The following is a 12,996-nucleotide window of genomic DNA, read 5'->3' as shown; positions in this document are numbered from 1 at the left end:
CACGTCCGAAGGAAGATCGTTTAACTGCGCCTGCCCTGGGATTGGGGCGCCGCCTGTAAAAATACTGGAACCTGCCCCACTATTCGCGGCGCAGCCGAACTAAGTTTTTCGCTGAGGCCTTTTTTCAAAAAGGCCGGAAAGTTTTTTGGCTTACCTTTTTTTCAAAAAAGGTAAGTTTCAAAAAAGCGGGAAGTGAGTGGAGCGGTAAAAGTGCGTGCCGCCGGGATAGACGAGGACGTTTTTAAATCCATGGGCTGAGAGGATACGCGCCGCGTTGTAAGCGCGCACGCCGACGGCGCACAGTACGACATAACGGCGCGCAGGGTCAAGCTCGCCGATGCGTTCACGGAGCTGCCCAAGCGGGATGTGAACCGAGCCCGGCAGCGCGAACGCCTGACGTTCCATGTCCTCGCGCACATCGAGCGCAACCGCGCCGTTTTTTTGGTCGAGCGCGTCCCAGGAGGAGAACGCCACCTTGCCTGTTAATAGATTTTCCGCCACATAACCCGCCATGTTGACCGGGTCCTTCGCGGAGGAGTACGGCGGCGCATAGGCCAGCTCAAGCTTTGTCAGGTCCGAAACGCCCGCGCCGAGACGGATGGCCGCCGCAAGCACGTCGATGCGCTTGTCGGCGCCGTCGGTTCCGACAATCTGCGCGCCGAACAGCCGTTTGCCGTCCATGGAGAACAGCAGCTTTAAAACGAGCGGAGCAGCGCCGGGATAATAAGCGGCATGTGAATTCTGCACGATCAGGATGCTCTCATAATCGCTGCCTTTTTTCATCCCGCGCCGGATCAGCGTCTTTTCGTTCGCGCCAGTACTGGCAGCCGTAAGTTCAAAGATTTTGGCCACGGAAGTCCCCTGCGTGCCGTCATAGCTCTGCTGTGCGCCCGCAATGTTGTCGGCGGCAATACGGCCCTGCTTGTTGGCCGGACCGGCCAGGGGAATCATCGTGCGTTCACCGCTGATGAAGTCCTCAACCTCGATCGCATCGCCCACCGCGTAGATCGCGGGATCACTGGTGCGAAGAAAACGGTCGGTGACGATGCCGCCGCGCGCGTTCAGCTCAAGTCCCGCGTCTTTGGCAAGCTTGCTGTTCGGGCGCACGCCGATGGAAAGGATGACCAGATCGGCCGTGACGGCGCGGCCGCTTTTCAGACGGACTGTGACGGTTTCGTTCGCGTGCTCGAAAGCATCCACGCCGTCGCCCAGACAGAGCGAAACGCCCTGCTGTTCCAGGTGCTTGTGCAGCATAAGCGCCATCTCATAATCGAGAGGGGCCATCACCTGATCGAGCATCTCGATGATTGTCACCGAAAGACCAAGCTGGCGCAGGTTTTCCGCCATCTCCAGCCCAATGAAGCCGCCGCCCACAACAGCCGCCGATTTGACGCCGCGCTTTGCGATAAAGGCTTTGATTTCGTCGGTGTCGGGTACGGTCCACAGTGTGCGGATGCGGTCGCTGTCAATGCCTGGGATGGGCGGCCGCAGCGGCGATGATCCGGTTGAGAGGATCAGTGTATCATAGTTTTCTGTGTAACGCTCGCCCGTAACACGGTTTTCGACCGTGACTGTCCGAGCCTCGCGATCGATGGAGACGACCTCCGAACAGACGCGTACGTCAATATGAAACCGGGAGCGCATCACCTGCGGCGTCTGCAAAAGCAGCGCCTCGCGCTTTGGAATAGCGCCTCCCACATGGTAGGGCAGGCCGCAGTTTGCATACGAGATATATTCGCCGCGTTCAAACAAAATGATCTCGGCGTTTTCATCGAGCCTGCGCAGGCGCGCCGCCGCGCTGGCGCCTCCGGCCACGCCGCCCACAATCAATACCTTTTTACCCATTAAAAATCCCCTCCGGCTGTATGATCTGTTAGATTCAGTATACTGGCGATCCGTATGCCGTTCAGTGACCGCGTCACAGTCGGGACGCCTAAAAACGCGGTTATCCCAAATTTCCTTCCAATAAATGAATCATATTCAGTAACCTGAGAAAAAAAACGCCGCCAGGCGGCGTCCGAATAAAGGCTCAGCGAGCAGGGGCGGCTGCATCGAGCCATGCAATGACCCATCTTTGCACACGGCGGAAACGCTCCCTGCCAGGCAGGTCAAATCGAGTCAGCAGACCAAGCTGACCCCAGATCAGAAATGAAGCGTCGGACTCAGGGTCGTTTGAAACGATTTCGCCCGCTTTGATTGCGTGCTCCAACTGCTTTTGCACAAGGGGCGTGAGCAGCTCGCACACGCGCACGGATAAGATCTGATGCATACGGCGCCCGCTTTCACTGTGGAACGCGTCGTAAAAACCGCCTGTTTCGTAATGCCCGGGCGTGGGCATATCAAGCATCCGCTGCCGCAGCGATTTTGCCGCGTCGCACAGAACAGGGGAGAGCATGCGCACCTGCTGCTGGGCGTACTGGTCGACGGCACAGTCGAGCAAGGCCCGTTTGGAGGGAAAATAGCGATAGCACAGTCCCTGTGAGATGCCGAGGCGCCGCGCCAGGTCGGCTATGGAAGCGCCCTCATAGCCCTTTTCGCAGAACAGATCCAGCGCAGCCTTCAGGATCTCCTGCCGGCGGACCTCCGGCTGTTTGACAGTACGTCCCATGAAAGCTCCCCCCATCCAATGATGCAGGAAGTATAACATAAATTGGAAACCTTGTCAATGAATTTGATTCAATGAATGGGTGCGCCACACATAAGGATCCATTGTTTTTGGTAAAAAACACTAGAAAAGTAGTTGCACTTATCTGTCAATATGATATGATAAAAGTAAGATTTTAGAGAGGAATTTTGCGAGGAATTTTGCATGGATTTATTTTTTTCAATGGGATTTTGTATCACCACGACCATTCCGATCACCTGCATCGCGCTCATCTATATGGAGCCGTCTCCCAAAAAACGGGGGCACTATTATTTTTTAGCCATGTGTATCCTATCTATGCTCTGGAACATCGGATATGCAGGTATGTTCATCTCGCAAAATCTGGGTTATACACGCAGCTTCTACCGGCTTGTGCTGATTGGCTCGCTGTTTATTTTTCCGTTGCTGTTTAAATTGATGGAAGAGATCAGCGGGCGGAGGTATTGTCCGCTTCAGCGATTTGAAATTTATATGATCACGCTTGCCGCCATGCTGTTTGGGATTGTGGCGCGTGACAAAAATCTGATGCTGGTGCATTGGGATTGGGGCGGGGTTAATTTTTGTGTGCCCGCGGCTGGTGGGGCGACGATCCTGCTGATCGCTTATTATACGATCATCGGCCTGGTGTTTCTGTACTCGTTGTATCAATGGGTCAAGGCTGAGGGCGAAAAGCGGCGTGTGCGCGAACAGGCAGGCTGGTTGTGCCTGTACGTTTTCGTGTGCTTTCTGGGCCTAGCGCTGGAATACGGCAGCCTGTTTGTCGGGATGCCGTCGATTCCGGTCGGGGGCCTTTTGAACTTGCTGCTGCTTCTGATCACATTTATCATGGTCCAACGCTACAATACAATCCAAATCAATATGCATAATTTCGCGGAATACATCTATTCATCAACCAAAACGCCGATCCTGATTTTTGACAATGAATGCCGGCTTGCGCTGGCCAATAAATGCACGCCCCTTTTTTTTGATTCGTCGGCCGACGCACTGATAGGCCGGCGCCCGGAGGAGCTGTTTGTGCGTGTGCCCGATGACGGTTCGGGTAAGGCGGAATGCGGTTCGCCTGTACAGATGACACGGTTCAACTCAGCTTGCTGCTTCAATAAAAAGCCCTGCGACATCACAGTAACAAATGTATACGACGCGTATGGTGAAGTGATCGGCACGATCTATGTGGTGTACGATATGACCGAGAATATGCGCCGCATCCAGCTGCTGGACCGTATGCGGCGCGCCGAGGTTGAAGCAAACCGCCTAAAGAGCACATTTTTAGCGAATATGAGCCATGAAATCCGCACGCCCATCAATGCGGTAATCGGTATGAGCGAAATCCTCATGCGCAAGAAACTGTCAGACAACCTGCGCGCCGATGTCAACGTCATACATAGCGCGGGACAGGGGCTTTTATCAATTGTCAACGAAATCCTTGACTTTTCAAAGATTGAGTCGGGCATGTTCGAATTGATTGAGACGGACTACACATTACCGTCTCTGGTGAAAATGGTCTCGCATATCATCGGCGTTCGCTTTTCACAAAAACCAGTGTGCCTGCTGATGGATATTGAGCCTGGCACGCCGGCCAATCTGTCGGGCGACCATCAGCGTATCCAGCAGATCCTGTTGAATCTTCTGAGCAATGCTGAAAAGTTCACCCGGTCGGGTTATGTCCGCCTGTACTGGCGCTGGGAGGACGCAGACGGGGATATGGTGCGCATGATCGTTTCTGTGGAGGACACCGGCAGCGGCATAAAGGCGGAAAATCTCGAAAAGATTTTCGAACAGTACCAGCAGGTGGATTCGAAAGCTAACCGCGCCCTGGTTGGCACGGGGCTTGGCCTCACGATCGGACGTGAGATGGCCCGTATGATGGGCGGCGATATCACGGTCAAAAGCGAATACGGCAAGGGGTCCGTGTTCACAGTCACATTCCTGCAAAAGGTTTTGAACGACCATCCATACTCCCATATACCCGAGGGCATGCATGCCAATGTGCTGATCTGTGGAGAAATCAGGTGCGTCAGCAAATCGATTGAATTTTACTTCCCACGTCTTGGCATCGATTACACGCTTTGCAGCTCCTCCGTGGACGCCTTGGCCTTGATACAAACAAAGGCGTATACCCATGTGATGGCGCCTGCGGCTGAGATTCGCGCCCTGCGCGCGATGGATGGGTGCGCGCACATCCGCTTCATACAGATACTTGAGCCGGCTGAATATGTCGAGATGCTTGACGGTGACGATTGTATCCGCCTGCCTTTGCTGAACGACAGGATTATACGCGCCCTGTTCGGAACGGACAACGATGGATCCAGTGAACATATATGGAAGCCCGAGACTATGGAGGGGGCTGACGTGCTGGTTGTCGACGACAGCCCCGTCAATCTTCAGGTGGCCGTCGGGCTGTTGGAGCCGTACGAGATGACAGTCGATCTGGCCGGGAGCGGCCCGGAGGCGATCAGGATGGCGGAGAAGAAGCGTTACGATCTGGTGCTGCTTGACCACATGATGCCTGAAATGGACGGTGTAGAGACGGCACAGCTGCTGCGTGTGCTGCCTGATTACCAGAAAGTACCAATTGTTGCGCTCACGGCCAACGTCACCAGTGTGGCGCGCAAGATGTTCTTTGAAAATGGGTTTGATGACTTTTTAGCTAAGCCGATTAATCTTTCGAGGCTCGACTTAGTGCTGAAGAAGTGGGTCGGCAGCAAGCTGCATGATCCGCAAATTGCCGACGCGCCGCCTGAGTCAGGCGGCAAGCCTGCACGATCTGCGAACCCGCAGATCGATACGCCTATCCTGCTTGATACGTGCGCAGGTCTGGATGCAATGGGCGGCAAACAGTCGGTTTACATACATGTGCTGGAGGCGTTCTGCATAGACTCTGTACAGCGCGCGGATGGGCTTGAGAAGCTGGCGGCCGACAATCTAAAGGACTTTACAATTTCGGTGCACGCACTCAAAAGCGCCTGCCGTTCAATTGGCGGCGCGCTTGCCGCTGATGAAGCCGCGCGCCTGGAGCAGGCGGGCAAGGAGGGTGACAAAGCTTATATCGAGAGCGCATTGCCGTCATTTTTGGCGCATTTGCGCGCGTTGATTACCGAGGCGCGCAAATGGCTTGAAGAGAACAATACGCAGGATGTATCAGGGAAACCGGCGGAACAAAGGAGCACGGAAGAAATCCGCAAACAGTTGGAAGCCCTGCGCCAGGCGTGCGAACGTGCGGAAATCAACCGCGCGGAGCAGCTTGCGGATGAGCTGTTGGCGGAGGATTTCGATGAGCGGACGCGCTCCGCAGTCAAAGCTGTGCGCGCACTGCTTGGGCAATTTGACTATATCCAGGCCGTCGATCAGATCGATCAGCTTTTGAAGGAGGAAAACCATGTCTAAAATCATGATTGTTGACGACGATATCACCAGCCTGAGTATGGCGCGAGCGATTCTGGAGAGCGAATATACAACGATTCCGGTTCGTTCGGGCTATGAGGCGCTGCGCCTGCTGGCAGCCGGAGCCGAGCCGCCGGATCTGATTCTGCTCGACATCAATATGCCGGTGGTAAGCGGTTATGAGGTGCTTGAAAAACTCAAGGAGGACCCAAAGCTGTGCAATATTCCGGTTCTGTTCGTGAGCGGCGAAGACACTTACAGCAATGAGGCGGAGGGTTTTTCCAGCGGCGTCAAGGACTATATTTCCAAACCTTATATCGCAAGCACGCTGCTTTCGCGTGTGCGCCACCATCTGTCGGAATGTGAACAGCAGACACGCCTGATTGAGCAGATGGACTTACTCACAGAGGAAAAGCTCAGCGAGCTTATGAATCTGTTTGATACGCTGATCAATGCGATGGCGTATCTCAACAGCCGCCGCTGCCCGCAGCTTTCCTGGCATTCCAAGCGCGTTTCCCGATATATGCGCATCCTGGCAACCGCGGTGGCGGCCAGCCAGGGCGACCTTTCGGCGGGCGATATCGACGCGCTCTCGCGCTGCGCGGGCCTGCATGATATGGGATTGCTGGCGCTTACTGACAGCGATTTGGAGAAATATCGAAATGTAGAGCTCGCGCGCACGCGCGGGGCAAATATTCCGCAGGAGCCTGTGGCGGAGGAATCTGAATTTTATACAAAGCATGTGGATGCCGGGCGCGATTCGCTCCAGGTGTTTATGGAGGCTCATCCGAACAACCTTTACCTGACATACACGCTGGAAATGGTTACGCATCACCATGAATGGTGGAACGGGAAAGGCGCGCCGGATGGTCTGGAGGGCGAAGCGATCCCGCTGTCGGCGCGTATGATGGCCATTGTGGATAACTATGACATCATTACGGCACGCCGCGCCTATAAGTTTGAATATACGCATGAGGACGCCGTTATTTCCATCCGGCGCAACGCGGGCACCCGGTTCGATCCCGCGCTTGTGGAGATCTTTTTGAGTGTTGAGGACCAGATGAAGGCGTGTCTGGGACACATTGTACAGAATACTTAAACAGTGAAAAACACCTGGAGGGCCTGGCCTTCCGGGTGTTTTAAAGTCAGATTTAAGAGCCTGTTCAGCTTCTCCCCGCGCATGGCTTGACGGCGTATTTTCCGCCCCGACTGTGTTAAAAATTCTTGCCGCCCGTCAGGATGGCTGCGGTTTTTTGCCTTGCAGGGCAAAAACCACTCGCCAATCCATACGCGTTGAGAGGCTGAGCAGGCTCTAAAAGCAGTTCCTGGTCAAGCGAGGGATAACACAAGGGATCACAGCAGATCAGGTTGGACGGCTTGATTCCAGCAAGCGCAGGCGCGCAATGAAACGCCAGCGTATGCTCCAAAGAACCGTTCATAGGAACGCCTGCCTTTCTGTTTGATCGCCGTTGGTTTATGCGCTTGGCCAGCCAAATAAACGGCGTCCGAGGCGATGCTGGATCTATAAGTTAGTGATAACTAACTTTCTGCCAATCGTATCATCCAAACCTTCATTTGTCAAGATGCGGACAAGCAAAAAGTTTGAATCTCATATTTTTAACAAACTTTTTTTGTCAAACTCAAAAAAAGAGGGCCAATCCCATTGACAAAATTGGTTAGCAGTGGTAAACTAACAGGCGTCAACAGGTTAGCTGTTTCTAACCTGTTTTTACAGCGCAATGGTTAGCGAATTCTAACTTTGGAGGGGGTTAAAATCATGCCGCTTACGATGGCCCGTTCGGGCGAAGCGACTACGATCCGCGCGGTCCGTGGGAAGGATGAAACCCGCCGCTTTCTGGAAAGCCTCGGCTTTGTGGAGGGCGGCTCTGTTACCGTTGTATCGGAGATGGGGGGCAACCTGATCGTCAATGTGAAGGATACGCGCGTTGCGCTCAGTAAAAGTATGGCCAACAGGATTATGGTATGAGGGGGTACAGCATGAGAACACTCAAGGAAGCCAAATGCGGCGAGACGGTCACAGTCACAAAGCTTGGCGGAGAGGGCGCGCTCAAGCGCCGGATCATGGATATGGGCATCACAAAGGGCGCGTCTGTTTTTGTACGAAAAGTGGCGCCTCTGGGCGATCCGGTTGAGGTGACGGTGCGCGGCTATGAGCTGTCGCTGCGCCGGGGCGACGCGGAGAATATTCTTGTCGATTAGGTTTTGTTTGGAATCTGTAAACAGCCGAGGGCCGGTCAGCCGGCCGCCCGACTTCAAAGGCCGCATGGCGGCCAGCGGGAGAACCCGCAGAGGAGGTAATCAGGAATGTCAATCAAGATCGCGCTCGCAGGCAATCCAAACTGCGGCAAAACCACAATGTTCAACGATCTGACAGGCTCGTCGCAGTATGTCGGCAATTGGCCCGGCGTCACTGTAGAAAAGAAAGAGGGCAAGCTGCGCGGACAGAGAGATGTCATCATCACGGATCTGCCCGGCATTTACAGCCTGTCGCCCTATACGCTTGAGGAAGTCGTCACGCGCAACTATATCATGGACGAGCGGCCGGATGTCGTCATCGACCTGGTCGACGCGTCAAATATCGAGCGCAATCTGTATCTGACAACGCAGCTCACCGAGATGGGCATCCCTGTGCTGATCGCGTTGAATATGATGGATATCGTCAGGAAAAACGGCGACCGCATCGATACGAAAAAGCTTTCCGAACAGCTTGGCTGTGAGATTGTTGAAACGTCGGCCGTCAAAGGCGAAGGCTTGAAGGCGCTGGCAGACCGCGCGGTCAAGATGGCGCAGTCCGGTGTAAAAACCACGCCGCAGCACACGTTCGACCAGCGCGTTGAGCAGGCCCTTTCCGAAATCGCGGCTCTGATCAGCGATGCTGTTCCGGCTGAAAGCCTGCGCTGGTACAGCGTCAAGCTGTTTGAGCGGGATGGAAAGGCGATGGAACGCTTTTCGTTCGCCGCCGATACAAAGGAGCATCTTGAGCGGATCATAACCGGCTGTGAAAAACAGTTTGACGACGACAGCGAAAGTATCATTACAAACGAACGCTATCAGTATATCGGCACATTGATGCAAAGCTGTGTACATAAAAAGAAATCCGGCATGACATCGTCGGATAAGATCGATCAGATTGTGACAAACCGCATCCTGGCGCTGCCGATTTTCGCGGTGGTCATGTATATTGTTTATTTTGTGTCGGTTTCCTGGCTTGGGACCATTGCTACAGACTGGACGAACGACACGCTGTTCGCTGAAACGATTCAGCCGGCTGTGGCAGGCGCGCTCGGGAGCATCGGCGCGGCCGCCTGGCTGGAGGGGCTGATCGTCGACGGCGTCATCGGCGGCGTGGGCGCGGTGCTCGGCTTCGTTCCACAGATGTTTATCCTGTTCTTCTTTTTGTCCATCCTGGAGGACTGCGGCTATATGGCGCGCGTCGCGTTCATTATGGATCGCATTTTCCGCCGCTTCGGGCTCTCCGGCAAGAGCTTCATTCCGATGCTGATTTCCTCGGGCTGCGGCGTGCCGGGCGTCATGGCGACGCGTACCATCGAAAATGAAAAGGACCGCCGCATGACAATCATGACGACGACCTTTATCCCCTGCGGGGCAAAGCTGCCCATCATTGCCCTGATCGCTGGTGCGATGTTCCCCAATGCCACCTGGATGGCTCCGGCCACCTATTTCTTTGGTATCTTTATGGTCATTATCTCCGGCATCATCCTCAAGAAAACAAGGATGTTCGCCGGCGACCCGGCTCCGTTCGTCATGGAGCTGCCGCAGTACCATTTCCCGGCGCCAAAGGGCGTGCTGATCCATATGTGGGAGCGCGGCAAGGCGTTTATCATCAAAGCCGGTACGGTCATCTTTGTGGCTTGCGGCGTAATCTGGTTCCTCCAGAACTTCGGCTTTGGCCCCGATGGATTTGGGATGGTCGATGACGAGAACATGAGCATGCTGGCCGCTATTGGCAATGTGCTCGCTCCGATCTTCGCCCCGCTTGGCTTTGGAAACTGGCAGGCGGCTGTCGCGAGCGTCTCCGGCCTTGTGGCTAAGGAGAATGTCGTCGGTACCTTCGGCGTCCTGTTCGGGCTGGGCGAAGCAGGCGAGGACGATCCGGCCCTGTTGGCCGCCCTGCCCACATTGTTTGCCACACATGCGAGTGCGCTCGCGTTTATGGTCTTTAACCTGACCTGTGCTCCTTGCTTTGCCGCCATCGGCGCGATCCGCCGCGAGATGAACAGCGCCAAATGGACATGGTTCGCCATTGGCTATATGACGGGTATGGCCTATGTGATGGCCTTCATCATCAATCAGCTCGGCGGCACGATTTTCTACGGCGTTCCCTTTGGGATCGGCCAGGTGATTGCGATTGCGCTTGTAGCCGCGCTGATGTGGCTTTTGTTCCGCAGCTATAAACCCGCCGGAATGTCCAAGCGTCCGGCTACTGTCGGCGCGCGTGCGTAAACTGGCAAAGGAGGCGCCTTTCTATGGTAAACTGGATGATTGGCGGCATGATTGCCGCAGCAATGTTCTTTGCTGCTCGTTACACTTGGCGGAAGGCCAAAAACGGCCAGTGCGTCGGCTGCTCCGGCTGTAAAAGCGGCTGCCGCTGCGGCCGCAGTGAGGACAGCGCGGATCACGCCAAAAAATTCTGACAATAAAAAAACAACCGCGGACAGCTATTGCTGCCCGCGGTTGTTTTTTGCCGGTTTCTTTTTAGGCTTGTTTGAAAATGGAGGAATTGCCGGATTTTTTAAACAGCCCCTAATGAACCGGAAACAGTTTTTTCATATGCCAGCCTGTCGTCCCCCTGGAAAACGATCGTTCCACATTTTAAAAATCCGTTTTTCTCGAGAATATGCTGCATACGTTCGTTGGAAAAATCCGTATCGGCCCGAATACCTTTGACGCCCCGCGAACGGCACAAATCTTCAATCAGGCAAAATACGGATTCCGTCAATCCCATGCCCCTGAAAGCCGCGTCAAACGCCATTCTTTTGAGTATATCAGAAAATAACAGCGAATGAAATAAAAAACGCCCCCACGGCATGGCATAAAAGCGGTCGTGCCGCGCTTGTAAATTGCCGCGCGGTATAGTAAAATAAGCATCGTGCGGTTATGATACCACGGAGGATATAAACCGCAAGCCGTGCGGTGCGCACGGCCGGAGAGGAGATTGCATATGGTGCATTTTAAAGCAGCAATTGCAGCCGCCGCATTCGCGGCCCTGTTGATATTGGCAGGCTGCGCCCCGCGCAGTGCGGACAAGCCGCAGCCGCCGCCGTCGGACACAGCCGCTCCGCCGCCGCTTTCAGCCGCTGGCGGCCCTGCGCAGCAGGAAGGGCAGGCTGCTATGGGGCTGGCTCTTAAAACGCCCGGCATGGCGACGCTCTGCCGCTTTGTGGCGACAGGACCGGATGAGGATGATTATGTTTATACGCCGCTGGAGCGCGAGGCGCCGGACGGAATGACGGCCGCGCTGCTTGATACAATCGTGGGCGGGAATGATACGCTGCCCGCCTTTACGGTATTGTCGCTTGAGCAGGAGGGCGCGCGCGCCGTGGCGGCGGTTCGGTCGAACCTGGACGCACAGACGGCCCAAACAGAGCGGCGGCGCTGGCTTGATACAGCGGCGCGGACACTTTTGGAGAGTTGCGCCGGGATTGATGAGGTGTCGTTTGAGGAGGATGGCGCGCCGGTGGCCGAACAGGGCTTTGCGGACAGCTACACCCCGCCGCCGTTCGTGCTGCCTGCGCTGACGCGCAAAGAGATCGCCGCGCTGCGCGCAGAGATCTCCTATGATAAGCTGGTTGAACAGACGCGCGTTTATGAGATGCAGGCGTTCGGCGAACATGGGACGCCGCGCGACCGATGGGATATTGCCGGTGATGAGGAGCGCGGCCGCGCGCTTGATTTTATCGCGGACGTTACAAATCTCAATATCCCCACAGAGCCGTTTGATACGGCCGCAAAAGCGCCGAACCGTTTTCTTGTCCGGGCGGCGGTGCTCAACACGCCGCCGGTCAATTGGGGCATGTACGGCGACGAAACTTATGAAGGTGTCCCAACCTATCCCTCGCTGGAACCGCTGACCGGCCTGGTCGGCGACAGTACATGCTTTTTGCAGGACCATGTTGAAATTACCGCCAAAAGGCTGTTTGGGGACAGCGTGCCTCTGGTTCACAGCGGTGCGGGATTAAGCCCCTGGCGCTACCATGAATACGCCGGCGTCTATACGCCGCCGCACATGGGGACGCCATACCCTGATTGCGTACTGCTTGATTACAGCGCGTCAGGGGAGACGGTCGAGGCGACCGTCGGCTATTTCAATGAATTTGATTTTGCCGATTCGCGCTATGGCGAGGATGAACAGACCTATGCGAGGACGCGTCTGCGCCGTTACCGTTACCGTCTGGAGCGCGCCGGGAAATCGTTTATTATGACGGCGTGCGAATTTCTTGACGACGATGTATCAGCGGCGGCGCGCGATCCGGAACGGATTGCGCGGGCGGCCGTCGACGCGGGGCTGACGCTTGCGGACTGGGACGGTCCCGGCAGCCTGACGGGCGACCAGCTTTATGCGCTTTTTTATGCGGAGGCGGACGGCATGTATACGACGCTCGGTGAGACGCATGTTCCCTGGGAGCGGATCGCCGGACGTTTCCCGGGCCGGGAGGCGGCGCTGCACGACAGCCGTTATTACAGTGAAACCGCCGTGAACAGCGACGGTTCAGACGGGGGCGCGTTCATTGGCACGCCGGACGCCTATGCTGCGCGCTGGTGCGATTATGGCGAACTGACTTTCACTGGCGGTGCGGCCAGCCTGCCCATGACGGTGTATGCCGACGCGCAGCACGCGCAGGCCGTTTCAAAGGGCGTGATGACTTTCGCTGCGGATGAGTCGGGATGGACGCCTGTTGGTTGGCGAATGGATGGAGAGGAGTAAAAAA

General features: G+C 55.6%; 11 protein-coding genes. 7 read left to right on the top strand and 4 right to left on the bottom strand.

From position 1 onward, the window contains the following. Positions 1-177 precede the first annotated feature (177 nt). Both FMM72_RS13490 and FMM72_RS13485 read right to left on the bottom strand, forming a co-directional pair. Positions 178-1,845 (bottom strand): FAD-dependent oxidoreductase, encoded by a 1,668-nt coding sequence (locus FMM72_RS13490; RefSeq protein WP_162221713.1) that lies wholly within the window; start codon positions 1,843-1,845, stop codon positions 178-180. 184 nt (positions 1,846-2,029) lie between these two features. After that, positions 2,030-2,608: a TetR/AcrR family transcriptional regulator gene (locus FMM72_RS13485; protein ID WP_162221712.1), complete on the bottom strand. Its 579-nt coding sequence runs from the start codon at positions 2,606-2,608 to the stop codon at positions 2,030-2,032. Positions 2,609-2,809: 201 nt separating this feature from the next. Between FMM72_RS13485 and FMM72_RS13480 the strand changes: the two genes are divergently transcribed. Then, on the top strand, positions 2,810-6,028 hold the full coding sequence (locus FMM72_RS13480) for a response regulator (protein WP_162221711.1): 3,219 nt from the start codon (positions 2,810-2,812) through the stop codon (positions 6,026-6,028). Next, complete coding sequence (locus tag FMM72_RS13475) at positions 6,021-7,124, top strand: HD-GYP domain-containing protein (RefSeq protein ID WP_160208787.1); 1,104 nt, start codon at positions 6,021-6,023, stop codon at positions 7,122-7,124. Before FMM72_RS13480 ends, FMM72_RS13475 begins: the two co-directional genes overlap by 8 nt. A gap of 115 nt (positions 7,125-7,239) precedes the next feature. On the opposite strand, the gene FMM72_RS16990 is transcribed toward FMM72_RS13475, so the two are convergent. Continuing rightward, complete coding sequence (locus FMM72_RS16990) at positions 7,240-7,464, bottom strand: hypothetical protein (protein ID WP_180322932.1); 225 nt, start codon at positions 7,462-7,464, stop codon at positions 7,240-7,242. 338 nt (positions 7,465-7,802) lie between these two features. On the opposite strand from FMM72_RS16990, the gene FMM72_RS13465 reads away from it, so the two are divergent. The 4 genes from FMM72_RS13465 to FMM72_RS13450 all read left to right on the top strand — a co-directional run bounded on the left by FMM72_RS13465 (position 7,803) and on the right by FMM72_RS13450 (position 10,701). Then, positions 7,803-8,012: a FeoA family protein gene (locus FMM72_RS13465; protein WP_160208788.1), complete on the top strand. Its 210-nt coding sequence runs from the start codon at positions 7,803-7,805 to the stop codon at positions 8,010-8,012. 11 nt (positions 8,013-8,023) lie between these two features. Continuing rightward, positions 8,024-8,245 carry a FeoA family protein gene (locus FMM72_RS13460; RefSeq protein ID WP_160208789.1) on the top strand — a complete coding sequence of 74 codons (222 nt, stop codon included), beginning with the start codon at positions 8,024-8,026 and terminating at the stop codon, positions 8,243-8,245. 105 nt (positions 8,246-8,350) lie between these two features. Continuing rightward, positions 8,351-10,510 (top strand): ferrous iron transport protein B, encoded by a 2,160-nt coding sequence (feoB, locus tag FMM72_RS13455; protein ID WP_162221710.1) that lies wholly within the window; start codon positions 8,351-8,353, stop codon positions 10,508-10,510. A 23-nt stretch (positions 10,511-10,533) separates the two neighbouring features. Further along, on the top strand, positions 10,534-10,701 hold the full coding sequence (locus tag FMM72_RS13450) for a FeoB-associated Cys-rich membrane protein (protein ID WP_162221709.1): 168 nt from the start codon (positions 10,534-10,536) through the stop codon (positions 10,699-10,701). 98 nt (positions 10,702-10,799) lie between these two features. Here FMM72_RS13450 and FMM72_RS13445 read toward each other — a convergent pair whose 3' ends face one another. Continuing rightward, positions 10,800-11,006, bottom strand: a complete 207-nt coding sequence (locus FMM72_RS13445; RefSeq protein ID WP_180322931.1) for a GNAT family N-acetyltransferase — start codon at positions 11,004-11,006, stop codon at positions 10,800-10,802. A 222-nt stretch (positions 11,007-11,228) separates the two neighbouring features. On the opposite strand from FMM72_RS13445, the gene FMM72_RS13440 reads away from it, so the two are divergent. Then, positions 11,229-12,992 carry a hypothetical protein gene (locus FMM72_RS13440; RefSeq protein ID WP_162221708.1) on the top strand — a complete coding sequence of 588 codons (1,764 nt, stop codon included), beginning with the start codon at positions 11,229-11,231 and terminating at the stop codon, positions 12,990-12,992. Positions 12,993-12,996 lie beyond the last annotated feature (4 nt).

This window comes from Anaerotruncus colihominis (assembly GCF_010206195.1).
Classification (GTDB): Bacteria; Bacillota; Clostridia; order Oscillospirales; family Ruminococcaceae; genus Anaerotruncus; species Anaerotruncus colihominis_A.
Note: the sequence above shows the minus strand (reverse complement) of the source record. Positions and strands in the feature narration are given on the sequence as shown.

Coding starts and splice junctions, on each gene's coding strand:
- FMM72_RS13475 (WP_160208787.1), top strand. CDS start 6,021: ATGTCTAAAATCATGATTGTTGACGACGATATCACCAGCCTGAGTATG.
- FMM72_RS13440 (WP_162221708.1), top strand. CDS start 11,229: ATGGTGCATTTTAAAGCAGCAATTGCAGCCGCCGCATTCGCGGCCCTG.
- feoB (WP_162221710.1), top strand. CDS start 8,351: ATGTCAATCAAGATCGCGCTCGCAGGCAATCCAAACTGCGGCAAAACC.
- FMM72_RS13485 (WP_162221712.1), bottom strand. CDS start 2,608: ATGGGACGTACTGTCAAACAGCCGGAGGTCCGCCGGCAGGAGATCCTG.
- FMM72_RS13480 (WP_162221711.1), top strand. CDS start 2,810: ATGGATTTATTTTTTTCAATGGGATTTTGTATCACCACGACCATTCCG.
- FMM72_RS13450 (WP_162221709.1), top strand. CDS start 10,534: ATGGTAAACTGGATGATTGGCGGCATGATTGCCGCAGCAATGTTCTTT.
- FMM72_RS16990 (WP_180322932.1), bottom strand. CDS start 7,464: ATGAACGGTTCTTTGGAGCATACGCTGGCGTTTCATTGCGCGCCTGCG.
- FMM72_RS13490 (WP_162221713.1), bottom strand. CDS start 1,845: ATGGGTAAAAAGGTATTGATTGTGGGCGGCGTGGCCGGAGGCGCCAGC.
- FMM72_RS13460 (WP_160208789.1), top strand. CDS start 8,024: ATGAGAACACTCAAGGAAGCCAAATGCGGCGAGACGGTCACAGTCACA.
- FMM72_RS13465 (WP_160208788.1), top strand. CDS start 7,803: ATGCCGCTTACGATGGCCCGTTCGGGCGAAGCGACTACGATCCGCGCG.